Annotated in this window: 18 protein-coding genes; 6 read left to right on the forward strand and 12 right to left on the reverse strand. The window is 55.6% G+C overall.

What is annotated here, in order from left to right:
- Positions 1-17 precede the first annotated feature (17 nt).
- The 3 genes from leuS to QN359_RS06440 all read right to left on the reverse strand — a co-directional run bounded on the left by leuS (position 18) and on the right by QN359_RS06440 (position 4,275).
- Positions 18-2,645, reverse strand: coding sequence for a leucine--tRNA ligase (gene leuS, locus QN359_RS06430; RefSeq protein WP_322250823.1), 2,628 nt, complete (start codon positions 2,643-2,645; stop codon positions 18-20).
- 177 nt (positions 2,646-2,822) lie between these two features.
- The gene (dapB, locus tag QN359_RS06435; RefSeq protein ID WP_322250822.1) at positions 2,823-3,629 is read right to left on the reverse strand and encodes a 4-hydroxy-tetrahydrodipicolinate reductase; all 807 of its coding nucleotides are present in this window, start codon (positions 3,627-3,629) and stop codon (positions 2,823-2,825) included.
- Positions 3,630-3,717: 88 nt separating this feature from the next.
- Positions 3,718-4,275 carry an outer membrane protein assembly factor BamE gene (locus QN359_RS06440; RefSeq protein WP_322250821.1) on the reverse strand — a complete coding sequence of 186 codons (558 nt, stop codon included), beginning with the start codon at positions 4,273-4,275 and terminating at the stop codon, positions 3,718-3,720.
- A 76-nt stretch (positions 4,276-4,351) separates the two neighbouring features.
- On the opposite strand from QN359_RS06440, the gene fur reads away from it, so the two are divergent.
- Positions 4,352-4,780: a ferric iron uptake transcriptional regulator gene (fur, locus tag QN359_RS06445; protein ID WP_322250820.1), complete on the forward strand. Its 429-nt coding sequence runs from the start codon at positions 4,352-4,354 to the stop codon at positions 4,778-4,780.
- A gap of 23 nt (positions 4,781-4,803) precedes the next feature.
- On the opposite strand, the gene QN359_RS06450 is transcribed toward fur, so the two are convergent.
- The 3 genes from QN359_RS06450 to QN359_RS06460 all read right to left on the reverse strand — a co-directional run bounded on the left by QN359_RS06450 (position 4,804) and on the right by QN359_RS06460 (position 6,980).
- Positions 4,804-5,187 carry a response regulator transcription factor gene (locus QN359_RS06450; protein ID WP_322250819.1) on the reverse strand — a complete coding sequence of 128 codons (384 nt, stop codon included), beginning with the start codon at positions 5,185-5,187 and terminating at the stop codon, positions 4,804-4,806.
- Between the two features lie 21 nt (positions 5,188-5,208).
- On the reverse strand, positions 5,209-6,228 hold the full coding sequence (hrcA, locus tag QN359_RS06455; protein ID WP_322250818.1) for a heat-inducible transcriptional repressor HrcA: 1,020 nt from the start codon (positions 6,226-6,228) through the stop codon (positions 5,209-5,211).
- A gap of 65 nt (positions 6,229-6,293) precedes the next feature.
- A complete protein-coding gene (locus QN359_RS06460) occupies positions 6,294-6,980 on the reverse strand; it encodes an HAD-IA family hydrolase (RefSeq protein WP_322250817.1) in 687 nt (228 codons plus the stop codon).
- 74 nt (positions 6,981-7,054) lie between these two features.
- Between QN359_RS06460 and QN359_RS06465 the strand changes: the two genes are divergently transcribed.
- The 5 genes from QN359_RS06465 to QN359_RS06485 all read left to right on the forward strand — a co-directional run bounded on the left by QN359_RS06465 (position 7,055) and on the right by QN359_RS06485 (position 14,501).
- Positions 7,055-7,948 (forward strand): NAD kinase, encoded by an 894-nt coding sequence (locus tag QN359_RS06465; RefSeq protein WP_322250816.1) that lies wholly within the window; start codon positions 7,055-7,057, stop codon positions 7,946-7,948.
- Positions 7,949-8,005: 57 nt separating this feature from the next.
- Positions 8,006-9,652 carry a DNA repair protein RecN gene (gene recN, locus QN359_RS06470; protein WP_322250815.1) on the forward strand — a complete coding sequence of 549 codons (1,647 nt, stop codon included), beginning with the start codon at positions 8,006-8,008 and terminating at the stop codon, positions 9,650-9,652.
- A gap of 20 nt (positions 9,653-9,672) precedes the next feature.
- Positions 9,673-10,779, forward strand: coding sequence for a ferrochelatase (hemH, locus tag QN359_RS06475; protein WP_322250814.1), 1,107 nt, complete (start codon positions 9,673-9,675; stop codon positions 10,777-10,779).
- A 12-nt stretch (positions 10,780-10,791) separates the two neighbouring features.
- Positions 10,792-11,616 carry a symmetrical bis(5'-nucleosyl)-tetraphosphatase gene (locus tag QN359_RS06480; RefSeq protein WP_322250813.1) on the forward strand — a complete coding sequence of 275 codons (825 nt, stop codon included), beginning with the start codon at positions 10,792-10,794 and terminating at the stop codon, positions 11,614-11,616.
- 245 nt (positions 11,617-11,861) lie between these two features.
- Positions 11,862-14,501, forward strand: a complete 2,640-nt coding sequence (locus tag QN359_RS06485) for a DUF1631 family protein (protein ID WP_322250812.1) — start codon at positions 11,862-11,864, stop codon at positions 14,499-14,501.
- Here the strand turns inward: QN359_RS06485 and QN359_RS06490 are convergent.
- The 6 genes from QN359_RS06490 to QN359_RS06515 all read right to left on the reverse strand — a co-directional run bounded on the left by QN359_RS06490 (position 14,466) and on the right by QN359_RS06515 (position 19,244).
- The gene (locus QN359_RS06490; protein ID WP_322250811.1) at positions 14,466-15,278 is read right to left on the reverse strand and encodes a lysophospholipid acyltransferase family protein; all 813 of its coding nucleotides are present in this window, start codon (positions 15,276-15,278) and stop codon (positions 14,466-14,468) included. The genes QN359_RS06485 and QN359_RS06490 overlap by 36 nt on opposite strands.
- 83 nt (positions 15,279-15,361) lie before the next feature.
- The gene (locus QN359_RS06495; protein WP_322250810.1) at positions 15,362-16,663 is read right to left on the reverse strand and encodes a dihydroorotase; all 1,302 of its coding nucleotides are present in this window, start codon (positions 16,661-16,663) and stop codon (positions 15,362-15,364) included.
- Between the two features lie 10 nt (positions 16,664-16,673).
- Complete coding sequence (locus QN359_RS06500) at positions 16,674-17,648, reverse strand: aspartate carbamoyltransferase catalytic subunit (protein ID WP_322250809.1); 975 nt, start codon at positions 17,646-17,648, stop codon at positions 16,674-16,676.
- A complete protein-coding gene (pyrR, locus tag QN359_RS06505; RefSeq protein WP_416200223.1) occupies positions 17,641-18,165 on the reverse strand; it encodes a bifunctional pyr operon transcriptional regulator/uracil phosphoribosyltransferase PyrR in 525 nt (174 codons plus the stop codon). Before pyrR ends, QN359_RS06500 begins: the two co-directional genes overlap by 8 nt.
- A 57-nt stretch (positions 18,166-18,222) precedes the next feature.
- Positions 18,223-18,624, reverse strand: a complete 402-nt coding sequence (gene ruvX / locus QN359_RS06510; RefSeq protein WP_322250808.1) for a Holliday junction resolvase RuvX — start codon at positions 18,622-18,624, stop codon at positions 18,223-18,225.
- A complete protein-coding gene (locus QN359_RS06515) occupies positions 18,624-19,244 on the reverse strand; it encodes a YqgE/AlgH family protein (protein ID WP_322251077.1) in 621 nt (206 codons plus the stop codon). The genes ruvX and QN359_RS06515 overlap by 1 nt, the downstream gene beginning before the upstream one ends.
- Between the last annotated feature and the right edge of the window lie 60 nt (positions 19,245-19,304).

The following is a 19,304-nucleotide window of genomic DNA, read 5'->3' on the forward strand; positions in this document are numbered from 1 at the left end:
TGCTCCGATTTTCATGATCAAGCCACGACGTTGATAAGCTTACCCGGTACCACGATGACTTTCTTCACCGGGCCCTCAAGGAAGCGCTGCACGCTTTCATGTGCCAAGGCGGCCGCTTCGATACTGGCTTTATCTGCATCTTTGGCAACTTTGATACTACCGCGCAATTTACCGTTGACCTGTATCATCATCTCGATTTCATCCTGTATCAGGGCCGATTCATCGACTATCGGCCAGGCCGCATCGATCAATTCCCCGTCGGTGCCGGCGAACCCCAGTTCTTGCCACATCACATGGGCGATGTGTGGGCACACCGGATACAAGGCGCGCAGCAAAATACTGAAGGCGTCGCGCACGGCCGCTGCATGACCAGCCCCATCCGACTTGAACGATTCTATGGCATTGAGCAATTTCATCGCGCCCGACACCACGGTGTTGTATTGCAGACGTTCGTAATCGGCGTCAATTTGTTTCAGCGTCAAATGCACTTCGCGGCGCAAATTCTGCACCTCCGGTGCATACGCAGCGGCTGCCACGCGCCCGGCGGCGATGGTATCGGCGCATTTCAAACCGGTCGCCCACAGGCGTCGCAGGTAACGCGAAGCCCCTTCGACACCGCTGCTGCTCCACGCCGCACTTTGGTCCGGCGGACCGGCAAACATGGTGAATAAGCGCGCGGTATCGGCACCGAACTGGGTGATGATGTCTTTCGGCTCAACCACATTGTTCTTCGACTTCGACATTTTTTCTATGCCACCCATCTGCACCGGCAAGCCATCGCTCTTTTTGATGGCGGCGACAGGACGACCTTTGTCATCGTGCTGCACTTCGATTTCATTCGGATAGAACCAGGTTTTTTTACCGCTGGCATCTTCACGGAAATACGATTCGTTGAGCAGCATGCCTTGCGTGAACAAGTTTTTGAACGGTTCGGAAATACTGACCAAGCCCAGATCGCGCATGGCCTTGGTCCAAAAACGCGCATACAGCAAATGCAGCACGGCGTGTTCGACACCGCCTATGTACTGATCCATCGCCATCCAATACTCTTGACGGGCATCGACCATGGTATCGGCATCGGGGCAGGTATAGCGCATGAAATACCAGCTCGAATCAACGAAGGTATCCATGGTGTCGGTTTCGCGCTCGGCCGGCTGACCGCAAGTCGGGCAAGCGACGTGCAAGAAATCGGCACGGGTTTTGAGCGGATTGCCAGAGCCATCGGGAATGCAATCGGTTGGCAATACGACCGGCAAATCGGCATACGGCACCGGTACATCGCCACAGCTGGCGCAATGAATGATAGGGATAGGCGTGCCCCAATAACGCTGGCGCGAAATACCCCAGTCGCGCAAGCGCCAGGTGGTTTTCTTTTCGCCGGCATCGCGCGCGGCCAAGTCGGCGGCGACCGCGTCAACGGCCGCTTTGCATGTCAAGCCATCGTAAGGACCGGAGTTAACCAATACGCCGCGCTGCTTGTCGCCATAGGCTTCATCCCACGCCTCGACGCTGAATTCATGGCCAGTCACGGCCACCACTTGTTTAATGGCGAGTTGATATTTTTTGGCAAAGGCAAAATCGCGCTCATCATGCGCCGGCACGCCCATCACGGCACCGTCGCCGTAAGTCATCAGCACATAGTTACCGACCCACACTGCCACCGACTCACCGGTCAGCGGATGGGTGACGAACAAGCCGGTCGGCATGCCTTCTTTTTCTTTGGTCGCCATTTCGGCTTCGCTGGTACCACCGGCTTTACAAACTTCGATGAAGGCGGCCAAGGCCGGATTATCTTCTGCTGCGAGGGTCGCCAGCGGATGCTCGGCTGCGACGGCGCAGAAAGTCACGCCCATGATGGTATCGGCGCGCGTGGTGAAGACGTACATTTTGCCGTCTTGTATCAGGCTGCCGGCGGCATCCTTGATATCGTGCGTGAATGCAAAGCGCACGCCCTCGCTCTTGCCTATCCAATTGCGCTGCATGGTGCGCACTTGTTCTGGCCAGCCATCGAGACTATCTATACTGTCGAGCAATTCGTCGGCATACTCGGTGATGGCAAAATAATAACCTGGGATCTCGCGCTTCTCGACCAAGGCACCGGAGCGCCAGCCGCGCCCATCGATAACTTGCTCATTAGCAAGAACCGTCTGGTCGACCGGATCCCAATTCACGACTTGGGTTTTTTTGTAAGCAATGCCTTTTTCCAGCATTTTCAAAAACAGCCACTGGTTCCAGCGGTAGTAATCGGGATCACAAGTCGCTACTTCGCGACTCCAGTCGAAGGCTAAACCGAGCGGCTGCATTTGCGACTTCATGTCGGCAATATTGGCGTAAGTCCATTCCGCCGGCGATTTATTGTAGGCAATCGCCGCATTTTCCGCCGGCAAGCCGAACGCATCCCAGCCCATAGGCATGAGGACGTTGTAGCCCTTCATGCGTAATTGGCGCGCCAGCATGTCGTTAATCGTGTAGTTACGCACATGCCCCATGTGCAGCTTGCCAGAAGGATAAGGCAGCATGGAACAGGCGTAGTACTTACCCTTAGGAAAACGCGGATCGTTCTCAACCGCGGTGTAGGCATCGATCTGTTTCCAATGGGCTTGTGCCGATTGTTCGACGTCGGAGGGGGTATATTTTTCTTGCATGGCGTAGGCGGAAAGAGGGGGGACTCAAAAGTCCTTGATTATAACTGCTTCAGTGTCACTATTAAGCAAAGCAAGCGCGGATTTCACCGCTGCCGGCCAAAGGAGGGGAGCAGCAGCGCGCTCAAGGCTGCCGATTGGCCGCCACAGCGGGACGCTGGGCGGCGCTCACACAGAAATTCAGTTCAAGCCGAGCACGTCGTACATATCGTAGAAACCGCTGGTTTTATCGGCCAAGAAACGCGCCGCGCGCAGACTGCCATCTGCATACGTGACGCGGCTCGACGATTTATGCGAAATTTCCACGCGCTCACCGATACCGGCAAACAGTACCGTATGGTCGCCGACGATGTCGCCGCCACGGATAGTCGCAAAGCCGATTGAGGAAGGATCGCGCGCACCAGTCACGCCGTGGCGCGCATAAACGCCAACTTCATTGAGGTCGCGCCCGATTGCCTCAGCAATCACCTCACCCATTTTCAGCGCCGTACCGGACGGGGCATCGACTTTATTGCGGTGGTGCGCTTCGACGATTTCGATGTCATAGCCGGTGGCGAAGCTTTTCGCCGCCATTTCCAATAATTTGAGCGTGACATTGACGCCGACACTCATATTGGGTGCGAACACGATCGCCGTGCGTTCTGCTGCAGCAGCGATGGCCGCCTTGCCAGCCGCATCAAAGCCAGTCGTGCCGATGACCATCTTGATGCCATGCGCAGCGCAATACGCCAAGTGCTTCAAGCTTCCTTCGGGACGGGTGAAGTCGATCAGCAAGTCGGCATCGGCCAAGGCCACGCTCAAATCGGCACTGATCAACACGCCCGTATGCTGGCCGAGCGCCGCACCGGCATCACTGCCGAGTGCCGCCGAACCGGCGCTGCCGGTGGCACCGGCCAGTTGCAAGTCTTGGGCTGCGGTAATGGCTTCGATGAGCATCTTGCCCATACGACCGGACGCACCGGCCACTGCTATTTTTAATCCTGTCATACGTTTTCTCTTACTTCATACTTACTTCATGGTTAAGCCCGAGAGCCAGATGCAATCCGGCTCTCGGCATCCTGTCACGACACAGGTATTATTTACGCTCTTTTTTCTTCGGTGTACCGTCGATATCGACAATCGATTCAACTTTATCGATGCCGAGCGCCGATTCGGTAATACGCGCCAGATATTCTTTCTCGGTCGGCAAATCACCGCCTTCAAACTTGGCCACGGTATTATTCTTGAAATAAATCGTCACGCGACTGAGCACCTGCTCACCCTTGGGTTTGGTCAAGCGGAATATATAATCCCAGCGGTCTTCATGGAACATATCGGTCAACAATGCGCTGCCGAGCACGAAACGCACTTGCTCGCGCGTCATGCCTTCCTTGATCTGGGACATCATTTCTTCCGAAACAAAATTCCCTTGTTGCACAGTGACGCGGTATGGTGAAATATAGCCGAGGAACTTTTTCACACCGGTTGGTGCCGTCACTTGCGTGCCGGCCGCGCTGGCTTCGACCGGGGTAGCAGTCGCCGGCGCAGCAGCCAACGGCACACTGGAAGCACAGGCAGTCATGCTCAAGATCAACGTCAAACCGACCAAACGGCCAGCTTGGGCTTGAATAGTTTCTGAAAACAACAATCGCATAGGTAGCCTCAGTAATCGAGCAACATGCCCTGAAACCCGATATCATAAAGCAGATAGCCCTCTTTTGACCGAAAACATGACAAACAGCACGCCGAATCTCAAAGCCAGCGGCCTTAAAGCCACTTTACCCCGCCTGAAAATCCTGGAAATCTTCCAAAGTAGCAAGGTCAGGCACCTGACTGCCGAAGATGTCTACAAAATATTGCTCAATGAGAATATGGATGTCGGGCTGGCAACAGTCTACCGCGTACTGACCCAATTCGAGCAGGCAGGCTTGCTGCACAGAAATCATTTCGAAACCGGCAAAGCCATTTTTGAATTGAATGAAGGCTCACACCATGACCACCTGGTTTGCCTCGATTGCGGTCGCGTGGAAGAATTTTTTGACGCCCAAATTGAGCAGCGCCAGCATGACATCGCCGCAGAACGTGGTTTTCGCATCGCCGATCATGCCTTGGCGATCTATGGAAATTGCACTAAAGAAAAGTGCGAACACAAGGGCTGAGTCCTGCTTGCAAGCTTGCTGCTTTAATTTTCCAGCTTACTCACCACGCCGGCAACCGTGTCAATGATTTTTTGCGCATTGAACGGTTTGAGTATCAAACCATGAATGCCGGCTTTAACGGCTTCACTTATGGTTTCTTGGTCGTGACTGGCGGTCACCATCAGCACCCGCGACTCGGGCAACATATCTTTTAATTTCGGTAAAATCTCCAGACCGCTGACTTTCGGCATGACGACGTCGAGCAAAATGATATGCGGCCGCAATTTCAGCGCCATATCCAGCCCTGTCCCGCCGTCGGTGGCTTCGCCGACCACATTGTAGCCCTCGCTGCGCAACACCACCCGCAACACTTCGCGGGTAATATCATTGTCATCGATCAGCAAGATCGACACATTTTTATTCAACATTCTGCTTCCCCTTGTAACGCTCTACTGGCTCAATGCATTTGAGAGCAATTTTGCCGTAATATCAACGATCGGAATCACGCGTTCATAGGCCATGCGCGTCGGTCCGATGACGCCCAAGGTACCGACAATTTTGCCATTGACATCATAAGGTGCGGTCACGATGCTCATTTCTTCCAAAGGGACCAGTTGCGAATCGCCACCGATGAAAATCTGTACCCCGGTAGCCTTGCCTGAGACATCGAGTAATTGCATCAAACTGCTTTTTTGTTCAAACATATCAAACAGCTTGCGCAGCGAATGCATGTTCGATGACCAATCTTCAACATTGAGCAAATTGCGCTCGCCGGAAATCACCACTTCATCGCCCTGCTCTGCCAAGGCATCGCTGCCGGCTTCGACGGCCGCTTGCATCAGACGCGACATATCAGTCTGTATTTGACGCAATTCTTTATTAATCCGGTAACGCGCATCCTCAAAACTGAGGCCACCGAAATTTTGGTTCAGGTAATTGGCCGCATGCACCAACTGCGTCGGCGTGTAATCGGTATCGGTCAACAGCAGCCGATTATGCACTTCCCCGGCCGGTGCCACAACGACGAGCAAGATGCGTTTTTCTGATAAACGTAAAAACTCGACTTGCTGAAACACCGAAGCCACGCGCGGTGTCATGACCACGCCGGCAAAATGCGACAAAGACGATAAAATTTGCGCCGCATTGGCGATAATTTTTTGCGGCGGTTGCGTCAACAAGCCCGGTTGCAGGCGCGATTCCAAACCGACCTCGTCGATTTCTTGCACTGTCAATAATTCATCGACGAACATGCGATAACCGCGCGGCGTCGGCACCCGCCCGGCCGAGGTATGGGGGCTGGCGACAAAGCCCATCTCTTCGAGATCGGCCATGACATTGCGAATGGTCGCCGGCGACAATTCGAGTCCGGAAATTTTTGACAAAGCGCGTGAACCTACAGGCTGACCATCAGCGATGTAGCGTTCCACGAGGGCTTTCAAGAGGGTCTGAGCGCGAATATCAAGTTGCATGTTTTCATTCTATGCGAGCGCACGCACTCTGAACACAGGAAACTGCGTAAGATTTGCGGCAAAGATCAGAATAATTGGAGTAAGTCATATAAATCACGGCATTCCAGCTCGGGGCGAATCTGCGGATGGGCCCGCTCTTGAGACACGATGCCGCTGCGGTTCATCCAAGCCGCCGGCAATCCGGCACGCTGCGCGCCCTCAACGTCGAGTAGCAAATCATCACCAACATACAACACTTCGGCTGGTGCCAGGGCCAGCGCGGCACAGGCAGCATGGAAAATCCGTGCATCGGGTTTGGCGCAACCGAACTGATGCGCGGCCAAGGAAACTTGAAAATGCCGCGCCAAACCGATCGCCCGCAGATCGGCAAAGCCATTGGAAATAGTGCCGAGCTGGACGTGCCGGGCCAATTGCGTGAGCCCCGGCTCGACGTCAGCATACAAGCTGACCTGATTGCGCGCGTGCGCAAATACTGCCATCGCCGAGTCGGCCTTGGCCGCCACTTCACCATGTTCGACAAAAACTTGGCTCAATACGGTATGGCGCAAGGCCCATAAATCATAGCGAAAACGTGGATCGCTGGCGATCAAGCCTTGTCGCCTGGCGCGCAGCGCTTCGATGCTATAAGCCGCCGCCACGCTTGGCACATGGACTTGCATCCACTCATACAAGGCCGCTTCGGCGTGCAACAGCAGCGGCCGTACCGGCCACAAGGTGTCATCGAGATCGAGCAATACAGCTTTAATTTTCACAGAGGCCACTCAGTTCGTTCATTATTGCGCTAATTATGGTCTAATCTGGCTCATCATGTCACCACTCTTTCTCTATGACTGCACCGGCTAAAACCATCGCACTGGTTGGAAAATACAATGCTGCAGGCATCGCCGCCTCGGTCGGCGAACTCGCGCATTTTTTGCAAGCAGCCGGTCACCACGTGGTGCTCGAAACCGAAACTGCGCGTTATCCTGAGCTGGTCGGCCTGACGGCACGCTCGGTAGCCGACATCGGCAAGAGCTGTGACGCCGCCATCGTCGTCGGTGGTGACGGCACCATGCTCGGGATTGCGCGGCAACTGGCACCATATAAAGTCCCCTTGATAGGCATCAACCAAGGCCGGCTTGGCTTTATCACCGATATTCCGCTCGACCGCATGATGCCGGTGATTACAGAAATGCTGGCCGGGAAATTCGTCTCGGAACAGCGCAGTTTGCTGCAAGCAGTGGTAATGCGCGGCAGCGAGCAGATTTTCAGCGGTTCCGCCTTCAATGATATCGTCGTCGCCCGCGGTGCCGGTTCCGGCATGGTGGAACTACGCGTGGAAGTCGATGGTTTATTCATGTACAACCAACGCTCCGACGGTTTGATCGTCTCCACCCCAACCGGCTCGACCGCCTATGCCCTGTCCGCCGGCGGGCCGCTGTTACATCCTAGTTTGAACGGCATCGTGATGGTTCCGATCGCGCCGCATGCCTTATCGAATCGGCCGATTGTACTGCCCGACAGCAGCGAAGTAGTGATTGAAATCGTTGCCGGCCGCGATATCAGCGTCAATTTCGACATGCAAACCTTCGCCAGCCTGCTGCACCAAGACCGCATCATCGTACAACGCTCGCCGCATACCGTCACCTTCTTGCATCCGCAAGACTGGAACTATTACCATACGCTGCGTGAAAAACTGCACTGGAATGAATATCCGTCGGTCGAAGGCGCGCTCAATTAATCTGGTTTGCTGAAACTATGGCAGACTCTTACTTTCTTCCTTTACGGTCCTGCCACTATGCTGCGCACGCTTGCCATTCGTGATTTTGTGATTGTCGATACGCTGGAGCTTGAATTTTGTTCCGGCTTATCGGTGTTGACCGGTGAAACCGGGGCCGGCAAATCGATACTCATCGATGCCCTCAGCCTGGTACTCGGGGCCCGCGGCGACGCCAGCATGGTGCGTGAACATGCGGCCAAAGCCGATATCAGTGCCGAATTCTCGATCAGCAGTTGCGTCGCCGCGTGGTTGGCACTGCATGAATTGAACGACCCGGAAGAACACCTGATCTTACGCCGCACCATCGACAATGCCGGCCGCTCGAAAGCCTGGATCAACGGCATCACCGCCACCGCCGGCCAATTGCGCGAACTCGGTGACTTGCTCGTCGATATACACGGCCAACACGCGCATCAAGCCTTACTCAAAAGCGAAGCGCAACGCGTTTTGCTCGATACCCAAGGCGGCTTGCAGGACGCGACGGCTGAAGTGAGCGCGCGCTATCAAGCCTGGCGGGCCTTGAGCCGGCAGCGCAGCGAATTTGAAAACAATCAAAAAGACGTACGCCAAGAGCGCGAACGGCTGGAGTGGCAAGTCGGCGAACTCGATAAACTACAACTCAAAGCCGGCGAATGGGACAGCATCTGCCAAGAACACAGCCGCCTCGCGCATGCTGCCAGCCTGCTCGAAGGTGCCCAAGCCGCTGCGGAATTGATTGCCGAATCCGAGCATCCGCTGCTGTCGCAGCTCTCTGGCATTCAGCAACGCTTATTGAAATTACTCGATTACGACAGCGCCCTCAAACCGGTCACCGATGCACTCGAATCGGCCTGTATCAATCTGCAAGAAAGCACCTACGCGCTCAATGATTACCTGGCCCGCACCGAACTCGATCCGGCCCGTTTGCGTGTGGTCGAAGCCCGCGTCGAGACCATCCATTCGACGGCACGGCGTTTTCATGTCGCACCGGAAGCCTTGCATAGTGAATTAAGCAGCTTATCGGCCCAGTTACAGCAACTGGCCCATGCCAGCGATATGGCCACGCTCAAAGCCGAAGAAGAGCGCGCCGAGCAAGCCTATCTGCAAGTGGCCCGGCAATTGAGCGCGGCACGCCGCCAAGTAGCAGGCCAATTGGCTATCGCCGTGACGGCAGCGATGCAAGATCTCAGCATGAGCGGCGGCAGTTTCGCCATCGACCTGACGCCCTGCGCCGCCAGTGCCCACGGCTTGGAACAAATAGAATTTTTGGTCGCCGGTCATGCCGGCGTACCGGCGCGCGCCTTGGCCAAGGTCGCCTCGGGCGGTGAATTGGCACGCATTTCGCTGGCGATTTCCGTCATTACTTCGGCCGCCACCGCTACCCCGACACTGATTTTTGATGAAGTCGACAGCGGTATCGGCGGGGCCGTCGCCGAAGTCGTCGGCCGTTTGCTGCGCCGCCTGGGACAAGAGCGCCAAGTCTTATGCGTGACACACTTACCGCAAGTCGCCAGCCAAGCCAATCAGCACCTGCAAGTCAGCAAAGCCAGCCACGATGGGCGCACGGTTTCGCACATCATCGCGCTCGATAAAAAACAACGCGTGGAAGAAATCGCGCGCATGCTCGGCGGTGTGGAAATCACCGCCACCACCCGTAAACACGCACGCGAATTACTCGCTTCATAAAACAGTCACAGAACCTCCCTATGCGCTTTCTCAAAGAACCGGACTACTCCCACGGCAAAATCAGTAAAACTGCAGTTGTCCTGATCAATCTCGGCACGCCGGAAGCACCGACGCGCTCAGCCGTGCGGCGCTACTTAAAACAATTTCTGTGGGACCGCCGCGTGGTGGAAGTACCGCGAGCGATTTGGTGGCTGATATTGCACGGCGTGATCCTGCCATTTCGCTCCGGTGTCTCGGCAAAAAAATATGCCTCGATCTGGACCAAGGACGGTTCACCGCTGAAAGTGCATACCGAAAAACAAGCCCTGCTGCTCAAGGGTTATCTGGGCGAACGCGGGCATGAGGTGCAGGTCAGTTATGCCATGCGCTACGGTACGCCATCGATTCCCTCGGTGCTGCAAAAATTAAAAGCCGAGGGCTATGAGCGCATCTTAATTCTGTCTGCCTATCCCCAATATTCGGCCACCACCACGGCAGCCAATTTTGATGCGGTGTTCGAACACTATCAACAAGTCAGAAATATCCCGGAATTACGTCTGGTAAAAAATTACCACGATCACGATGCCTACATCGATGCCTTAAAGCAGTCGGTCTTGCAGCACTGGCAAAGCCACGGTCGCCCGGAAAAACTGGTGATGAGTTTCCATGGCTTGCCGAAAGCCTTTCTGATGCGCGGCGACCCTTACCATTGTGAATGCTATAAAACGGCGCGACTGCTGGCCGAACAACTGGGTTTAAACAAAGATCAGTACATGGTGACGTTTCAATCGCGTTTAGGTCGGGCCGAATGGCTGCAACCATATACGGCACCGAGCGTCGTTCAACTCGCGCGCGACGGCGTCAAACGCATAGACGTGATTTGCCCCGGCTTCATCGCCGATTGCCTGGAAACTTTGGAAGAGATCGCCATGGAAGTGCGTGCCGATTTTCTGCTCGCAGGTGGCAAGGAATTCAATTACATCCCCTGCCTCAATGAATCACCGGTGTGGCTGCGCGCACTCGCCGAAATTGCCGAACAACACTTGATAGGCTGGCCAACCATGCTGCCAGTGAGTTTGCGCGATAAGCAAAAGCAACAAGCCTTAACCAGTCGCTCCGAAGCCAAGCGCCTCGGTGCGGAACGCTAAGCGCGGCAAGCGATGCGCACCACGTATTTTATCGGCGACATTCAAGGCTGCGGCGACCAATTGGAACAATTGCTGGCCTTGCTGGAACAACGCAGCAAGGACAATTTCTATTTGTTTGCCGGCGATTTGGTCAACCGCGGCCCCAAGTCCTTGTCCACCCTGCGCTTAATTCGCCAGTTACAACAAAGCGGCCGGGCCGACAGCGTGCTCGGCAATCACGATATGCATTTACTGGCGGTGTCCGAAGGCATACGCGCGCCGCATCGCAAAGACACCCTGAACGAGATCTTGCAAGCGCCGGACCGGGACGAATTATTAATTTGGTTACGCCAACGACCGTTGGCGATCTGGCACGAACAACACTTACTGGTGCATGCCGGTATTTTGCCAGCCTGGAGCGTCGCCGATGCCATGCAATACGCACAAGAAATCGAAACCATGTTGCGCAGTGAGCAATGGCTGAGTTTTTTAAGCGATATGTATGGCGATCAGCCCGAGCGCTGGGATCCGCAATTACGCGGCCATGCACGCCTGCGCTGCCTGCTCAATGTCTTTACACGCATGCGCTTTTGTCGTGCCGATGGTGAGATGGAGTTTGCCAGCAAAGATGGCCAAGCCACCGCACCGGCCGGTTTCCTTCCTTGGTTTGAACACACCGGTGCCAGTGCCGACGCCACGCGCGTGTTCGGTCATTGGTCCACCTTAGGCTTACTCAATCGCCCCGAGCTGATCAGCCTCGATACCGGCTGCGTTTGGGGCGGACAATTGAGCGCAGTGTGCTTGCAAGACCGCAGCGTGACCCAGATCAGTTGCCCGCAGCAGCAAAGCCCGACTTGAAAGCACCACGTTGTCATTCTGAAACTATTCAAGCAGCAAACGAATGTAGACTATCTGTAACTATTCGGCGCGACGCTTATATTGAATATATAAACAACATTTTTCTCTGTTAGCTGTAAAAAGTTGTCAAAAATCTTTAAATTCCAAGCAATGATCATTGCCGCCAAAGCAGATATGCCTATACTGCTAGGCCAAAGTAAGTAATGGCATTGATTTAACATTGTGCAAATTTAAGGAAATAACAAATGGATCCGAATGAACTGCTTCCGGCCGCACGCAAGGAGTTTCTCAGGTCCTTTATCCGTGTCTTAGGCCCGACTCTGGCCGATGCCAGTGCGGCAATGTTCAACATGGCGGAAGCGGCGTATAACCCGCTCGAGCAAGGGCAATATTTACATGCCGGCGCGATGCTGCGGCGCGCCACCGAAGTCGAACAAAGCATGCGCGAACATTTGGAAACCTTGCTCACTCGCAGTTTTCAAACTACCTACAACAGCTTCCGTCCGGCTTCGGTTCTCAACATGTCCGGCGGCAGCCTGTCTTTGGTCGATTCCAGCGCGCTCGAAAGCGAGCTGATGCTCAAGGAAATCACGGCCAGTTTTCGTACCGAAGCCGAGGAGCAGATTCGCGACCTCAATATTCGCGTCGCCCTGCTATTCAAGCAAGAACATATCCGTGAGCGTGAAAATCCGTTTCGTCCCTATCTGATCGCCCGCAGTATCGCACTGGCAGTCGATGCCTATGGCCTGGAAGCGCCCTTGGCCATGCGTCTGACGAACCAGCTCGCGGCGAGTTTGGCAGCGCGTGTCGGCAGCATTTACGACAGCGTCAACAGCTATCTGGCCGAACAAGGCGTGGCGGCCGAATTGCAATTCAAATTAAAACGCCAGACCAGCGAGCCAACACCGCAAGCAGCAGCAGCCGAGGCGGCGAAAGAAAATCAAGACTATGTTGAAATCGGCGGCCAGCGCTATGACACCAGCCGACGCGACATCTCGCATGACCGCACACCGGGTAAGCTGGAGCAATTATTCCATTCGGTGCGCACCCTGGCGGCCGGCTTGGGACGCAGCGGTGGCAGTGCCGGCAGCGGGTCCGAGCAAGGCGCAGCACGCCATGCCAGCCGCGGCGGCACCGGCGTCATGACGCATTTCGACAGCGCCCGGCAAGCCGAATCAGGCGCTGCTGAAGAAGCCGGCGTACCAGAATTTGCCACGCAAGATGAGCCAGCCTTCAAATGGTTGGGATCAAACCAATTGGTCGGTACCACCCTGCGCAGTTTTTTTGATGGCAGCCAAGCCACACAGGCCAGCCCGAGCTACGCTAGCCACGCTTACGGTGCCGCCGCCAACCAAGCCGCCAGCGCGCCGGATGATACGGCAATCGCAGGCAGCAATGCCGAAGCGCGCCAAGATGGCAGCACGGAAGAAAGCAGCGCCAATGAACCCAGCAGTTCGCGCACGGCCATCATCGCCACGGTCCATCAGTTACAAAAGAGTTTTACCGCCCCGGTCGAACAGATGTTCGACAATTTCGGCAGCATCCGTAATTTAATTCTCGAACAACGCAATCATCTCAATGCCTTGACCGCAGATGTCGATGAACAAATGACCATCGATGTGGTGGCGATGTTATTTGAATTTATTCTCAGCGACCCGCAAGTGCCGGCGGAAATTCGCGCACAACTCGGACGTTTACAATTTCTGGTACTGAAAGTGGCTTTGCGCGACCCGACTTTGTTGACGCAAAAAGGCCATCCGGCGCGCATGTTGATCAATCGGGTCGGCTCGATCTCGCTGGGGCTCAAGCAAATCGATCCGACCGGCGTACATATCGCCACTGAAATCAGCCGTATCGTTGCCACCCTACTCGACGATGACAGCGAGAATGCGCAATTATTTACCCGCATGCTCGATGAATTCGATGCCTTCATCGCCAAAGAATTACGTGGCAGCGACACGCAGATCAACGCTACCGTGGTGGCCGTCGAAGAGGTACAAAACCGCACGCTGCGCTTGGTTCACATCAGCGCGCAATTGCACGAAGCTTTACAAAAACTCAGCATCGATCCTTATCTGCGCGAATTTTTGCAATCGGTTTGGGTGCGCGCGATCGAGTTTGGCGAACACCAAGAAGCGCGCCGTGGCCGCCGTTATCGCCTGCTGGTGCCGGACTTATTGTGGAGCATCGTGGCGAAGAGCCAGCCCGAAGACCGCACACAATTATTCGCCCTCTTGCCGATTATTCTCAACACCTTGCGCGAAGCGCTAGGTGAAATCGCTTACGACCCGGTACGACAGAAAAATTTGCTCGACTGGTTAGTTGATGCCCACACCACCGCGCTGCGCGTGGCCAGCAGCATGCCGGCCGGCCGCGGTCTGAGTCTGCCGGCGATCCACGAGCATTTTTTCAGTTTCGTCTATCCGAGCACCGATTCTCCAGAGCAGTTACAACAAGAACAAGATGCGCCGGAAACCCAACGCATTCTGGCCCAAGCAATTCGCGATCTCGACCTCAAGGTCGACATGCTCGATCAACTGCTCGATGCCGAACTCGGCGATGAATCGGCTGCCATGGCATTGCCACTACCACTGGATATAAGTACTGAAATGATACGCGAACGTTTGCGCAGCGGTGTCAGCCTGGAAGTTAAACTGGGGCTCAAACCGAGTACAGGCACCCTCAATTGGGTCGATCCCAAGCTCAACAATCTGGTGCTCAGCCTGGAAGGCAATGAGCAACCGGCAATCGTCAGCGTACGCATGTTCCGCCGCATGATCGCCCATGGTCGTGTGCGTTTTCTCGAAGCCGAGCCGCTGTTTGAGCGCGCCGTGCAAGCCTTGCTGACCTCAGCCGATGCGCTCGACCAGCCCTTGGCGGCCTGATTCTGTGTCGCTCAACTCTTGAGCATAGCTGCACGGCGTTTCATCGCTGCTCATCACCAACTGCTGCAAAATCGCCGCCCTGGTTTGCGCAGCAATCTCGCGCCGATGCGCACCGGTAGTCACAATCGCTGGCAAGCGCACCAATTCTGCCGTCATGCGCGGCGCTTTCAAAATGATTTGCAAGCTCTCGACGAAACTCATCTCGCCGATGAAATCAGCCGCCGTATGCAAGCGCCCTTGCGCGTCAACATAGCGTACGACCAAAGGCTGTATCGGCACTTGCGCGACGATTGCCGCTTCGAATAAATTGGCATGGAAGGGCAATAACATGCCCTGGGCGGCGGTGGTGCCTTCAGGGAAAAAAGCGATGCGCTTACCCTCATTGATTTGATCGACCAAGCCCTGATAAATCCGCCGCACCTCGCGCTGTTTGCCGCGCACTAAAAAAATCGTCCCGGCTTGTGCCGACAACCAGCCTATCACCGGCCACTGGCGAATATCGGCTTTGGCGACGAAGTGACAGGGATGCAGGGTATTGATGACGAAAATATCGAGCCAGGAAACATGGTTCGATACAACGATAGCTTGCGGGCCGATTTGGCCGCCACTGGCGTCGGCAAACTTCACGTCCACCGCACAGATCGTCAACAATTGCAGCGACCAGCGCCGTATCAATTGTTCGCGGCTAGCCGCGGAGGCAAACGGAAACACACACGAGCAAATCAACAAGCCTGTGCTGACGTGGAGGAAAATTCGAAACAAGTGCCAAACTATCATGCCAGATCCGCCAGATACGCCGTCGGCGTATCGATATTGTGATTATTCTTGCGGCCGACCGCACTGCGGTCGGCCAGCTGTTGTCATGCTGCCGGAGTCGTTCCGGTCGCTTCATAGGCGATCTGTCCGGCCACCATGGTCAGCTTGACCACGCCGGGCAATTCATAGCCGAGGAAAAGCGTATGCTTACCTTGGCTCAGCAGGGTCTTGGCCGATACCGTCCAGCGTTCATCGGCGGCAAAGACACAAACATCGGCGACGCTGCCAACCGTCAGCGTACCCGCTGCCAAGCCGGCCACGCGCGCGGCATGCGCGCTGATTTTAGCGATTGCCTGTGCCAGCGAGACTTCGCCGCGGCTGTCTTCGGCCCATTTCAAGGCCAGCGACAGCAAGAGTTCCAGACCGGTGGCACCGGGTGAGGCTTCGGCGAAGGGCAGTAATTTTTCATCATCGTCGACCGGGGTATGATCCGAGCAAATCGCATCGATGGTGCCATCGGCCAGAGCGGCTTGAATCGCACTGCGATCACGCCCGCTGCGCAAGGGCGGCGTGAGGCGGGCATTGGAATCGAAGTAGCCGATGTCGGTATCGGTTAAATGCACGTGATGGGCACCGACATCACAACTGAGCGGCAGACCTTCGGCTTTCGCCTGTTTGATCAAAGTCAGTCCGGCCGCCGAAGAAATGCGGCAGACATGGACGCGTGCGCCGGTGGCACGCATGAGTTCAAACAGCGTGTGCAGCGCAATCGTTTCTGCCATCACCGGCACACCCGATAAACCCATACGCGAAGCCAAGGGCCCGCTGTGGGCCACACCACCTTGGCCGATGTAGGCATCCTGCGGCCGCAACCAGACCGTATACCCGAAAGTGGCGGCATATTGCAAGGCACGCTGCAGGGTATTGGTGTCGACGATGCTTACTTCGGCTTGCGAAAAGCCGATGCAGCCGGCATCGGTCAGCGCCACCATTTCGGTCAGGGCCTGACCACGCAAGCCTACCGTTAAGGCACCGAGCGGATAGACATGGGCTTTCTGGTGAGAACGCGCTCTTTGTTTGAGCATTTCCACCAAACCGGCTTCATCGAGTACCGGGTCGGTATCGGGTGGACACACCAAGCTGGTCACACCACCGCGCATAGCCGCTTTCAATTCCGATTCCAGCGTCGCCTTGTATTCAAAGCCCGGTTCGCGCAAGCGCGCGCTGAGGTCGACCAAGCCGGGTGCGACCACTAAGCCGGTCGCATCGATAATGCGGTCGGCCACGAAACCGGCCGGCGCCACACCGATTGCAGCGATCTGGCCGGCGCGGATGAAGACGTCATGCAGACCATCGATGGCATTGGCCGTATCAATCACACGGCCATTTTTTATTTGTATTTGCATGTCTGTATCCTCAGGCCTCGCCGCCGCTATTGCCGGCCACGATACTCATGACGGCCATGCGTACCGCAATGCCGAAAGTCACTTGTGGCAAAATCACCGCTTGCGGACCATCCGCCACGGCTGAATCAATTTCCACGCCGCGGTTCATCGGCCCCGGGTGCATGACAATCGCATCCGGATGGGCCAGTGCCAAACGTTCCGGCGTGAGGCCGTAGCTTTTGAAATATTCCTGCGCCGACGGCAGCAAGGCCCCGCTCATACGCTCATTTTGCAGGCGTAACATGATGATCACGTCGACGCCCTTCAAACCTTCATTCATATCCGAAAACACGCGCACGCCCATCTGTTCCAAACCGCCCGGGACCAGAGTGCGCGGGGCAATCACGCGCACTTCCGGCACACCGATGGTGGTCAAGGCATGGATGTCGGAGCGCGCCACGCGGCTGTGCAAGACATCGCCGACGATGGCAACGGTCAGATTGCTGAAATCTTTTTTGTAATGCCGAATCGTGTACATGTCGAGCAAACCCTGGGTAGGGTGAGCATGGCGGCCATCACCGGCATTGACCACATGAACGTGGTGCTGGCGCGTATCATTGAGATGCTTGGCAATCAAAAACGGCGCACCCGAAGTGGCATGACGCACCACAAACATGTCAGCATGCATGGCAGCCAAGTTATCGATGGTATCGAGCAGGGACTCGCCCTTGCTGGCACTGGAAGCGGCAATATTGAGATTGATTACGTCGGCCGACAAACGCTTGGACGCGATTTCGAAGGTGGTACGGGTGCGGGTGGAATTTTCAAAAAACAAATTGAAAACACTTTTTCCGCGCAACAAAGGCAGCTTTTTCACTTCGCGGTCGCTGACGCTGACGAAGGAAGAAGCGGTATCGAGGATGTGATGAATAATGGACTTCGGTAAACCTTCTATCGTCAGCAAATGCTGGAGTTCGCCGTGTTTATTGAGCTGGGGATTATGCATGGTCGATGGAAAAACTCAGTGTGCCGTCTTCTGCACGTTGCAGATTGATAGAGACAGCGGGTTCAAAATTGGCGATATGCGCAACAAAATCAGCCGCCACCGGTAATTCGCGTCCGCCCCGATCGACCAAGGCCGCCAGCAAGATGCGCGCCGGCCGACCATAGTCGAACAATTCATTGATGGCCGCGCGCGTGGTGCGGCCGGTATAGAGCACATCATCGACCAGCAAGATCTCGGCACCATTGACATCAAACGGTATCTGGCTAGGCTTGACCGCGGCATGCAAGCCTTTGGCGGCATAATCATCGCGATAAAACGAGACATCGATCAGGCCGGCAGCCGCTTCGAGACCAAGGTCGGCTACCAAGCGCGCGGCAATCCATGCCCCGCCGGAATAAATGCCGACCACTGCCAGCGCTTGTCCGGCTGCCGCACGCGCTTGCGCATACGGTCGGATTTGATTCAACAGGCTTTGATACAAGGCTTCTGCATCAAGCAAGGGGGTAAAGGCCGTCATCATATTTCCCTGTGCACTGGCGGCACGGTTAGCTCGCATCCCGCTGGAGACGACAAGTTAATGTTCATCAAAATATTGTTGCAATATTAAGGCTGCCGCCTGATCGTCAATCCGCTCACCGCGCCCAGCCTTGAGCACGGCCGAAGAATAACGCTCATCGACCAAGACGGTGGCGACCTCAAAACGTCCCTGCAATTGTTGAGCAAAACGCGTACAGCGTTGCGTCATCGCATGCGCCGCACCATCGGGTTGCAGCGGCAAGCCGACCACGCACAGTGCCGGTTGCCATTGCTTGATCAAGCTGGCCAGCTCGGCAAACTTGGCGTCATTCGTGGCGGCAGAAATAATCTGTAGCGGCGTCGCTTGGCGCAACACACTGTTGCCGACTGCGACACCGATTCTTTGCAAACCGAAATCAAACGCGAGCACGACCCCGACTGGCATGGCAGCGCTGCTCATCAGGCGTGCCCAGCGACGGCAGCCAGCATCAACGGGTCGATGCCGAGTAATTTGATGGCGGCATGCAGACGTTGCTCAAGTGATAAAGAAAATAACACCTCGGTATCAGCCGCCACAGTCAACCATTGGTTGCTCAGGATTTCTTGCTCCAACTGACCGGCACCCCAGCCGGCATAGCCTACGCTCATGAGTACCTGTTCCGGGCCATCGCCGGCAGCGATGGCTTCGAGCACATCGCGCGAGGTGGTAAAGGCAATATCGTCGGTCACCTTCAGCGAGGAACTGTATTCCCCTACGGGTGAATGCAAGACAAAACCACGATCGTCTTGCACCGGTCCGCCGAACAATACCAAATGCGCGCGCATCGGGTGCGAGTCGGGGATATTTTCGAGTTTCAGCTCGATGCGTTCAAATAAGTCGGCCACCGTCATATCGGTCGCGCGATTGACCACCATGCCCATGGCACCGCGGGGAGTATGCTCACACAGGTAAATCACGCTGCCACCGAAGACAGGGTCGTGCATTGCCGGCATGGAAATAAGGAAATGATTCGTCAGATTCAATTCTGTCGTTATCAATGTACTATCAATGCTATCGCCGGCACGCTCTGCTGCGGCCATAGCGCTGACAGACTTGTCATTATACAAGTCGGAGTGGGGTGTTTTTATTTGCTTCGCCAT

Origin of the sequence: Undibacterium sp. 5I2 (assembly GCF_035019605.1) — a bacterium.
GTDB lineage: Bacteria > Pseudomonadota > Gammaproteobacteria > Burkholderiales > Burkholderiaceae_D > Undibacterium.

Bases quoted from the DNA above. Each gene is read 5' to 3' on its own strand.
- leuS (WP_322250823.1), bottom strand. From the start codon at position 2,645: ATGCAAGAAAAATATACCCCCTCCGACGTCGAACAATCGGCACAAGCC.
- dapB (WP_322250822.1), bottom strand. From the start codon at position 3,629: ATGACAGGATTAAAAATAGCAGTGGCCGGTGCGTCCGGTCGTATGGGC.
- QN359_RS06440 (WP_322250821.1), bottom strand. From the start codon at position 4,275: ATGCGATTGTTGTTTTCAGAAACTATTCAAGCCCAAGCTGGCCGTTTG.
- fur (WP_322250820.1), top strand. From the start codon at position 4,352: ATGACAAACAGCACGCCGAATCTCAAAGCCAGCGGCCTTAAAGCCACT.
- QN359_RS06450 (WP_322250819.1), bottom strand. From the start codon at position 5,187: ATGTTGAATAAAAATGTGTCGATCTTGCTGATCGATGACAATGATATT.
- hrcA (WP_322250818.1), bottom strand. From the start codon at position 6,228: ATGCAACTTGATATTCGCGCTCAGACCCTCTTGAAAGCCCTCGTGGAA.
- QN359_RS06465 (WP_322250816.1), top strand. From the start codon at position 7,055: ATGACTGCACCGGCTAAAACCATCGCACTGGTTGGAAAATACAATGCT.
- recN (WP_322250815.1), top strand. From the start codon at position 8,006: ATGCTGCGCACGCTTGCCATTCGTGATTTTGTGATTGTCGATACGCTG.
- hemH (WP_322250814.1), top strand. From the start codon at position 9,673: ATGCGCTTTCTCAAAGAACCGGACTACTCCCACGGCAAAATCAGTAAA.
- QN359_RS06480 (WP_322250813.1), top strand. From the start codon at position 10,792: ATGCGCACCACGTATTTTATCGGCGACATTCAAGGCTGCGGCGACCAA.
- QN359_RS06485 (WP_322250812.1), top strand. From the start codon at position 11,862: ATGGATCCGAATGAACTGCTTCCGGCCGCACGCAAGGAGTTTCTCAGG.
- QN359_RS06490 (WP_322250811.1), bottom strand. From the start codon at position 15,278: ATGATAGTTTGGCACTTGTTTCGAATTTTCCTCCACGTCAGCACAGGC.
- QN359_RS06495 (WP_322250810.1), bottom strand. From the start codon at position 16,663: ATGCAAATACAAATAAAAAATGGCCGTGTGATTGATACGGCCAATGCC.
- QN359_RS06500 (WP_322250809.1), bottom strand. From the start codon at position 17,648: ATGCATAATCCCCAGCTCAATAAACACGGCGAACTCCAGCATTTGCTG.
- pyrR (WP_416200223.1), bottom strand. From the start codon at position 18,165: ATGACGGCCTTTACCCCCTTGCTTGATGCAGAAGCCTTGTATCAAAGC.
- ruvX (WP_322250808.1), bottom strand. From the start codon at position 18,624: ATGAGCAGCGCTGCCATGCCAGTCGGGGTCGTGCTCGCGTTTGATTTC.
- QN359_RS06515 (WP_322251077.1), bottom strand. From the start codon at position 19,244: ATGGCCGCAGCAGAGCGTGCCGGCGATAGCATTGATAGTACATTGATA.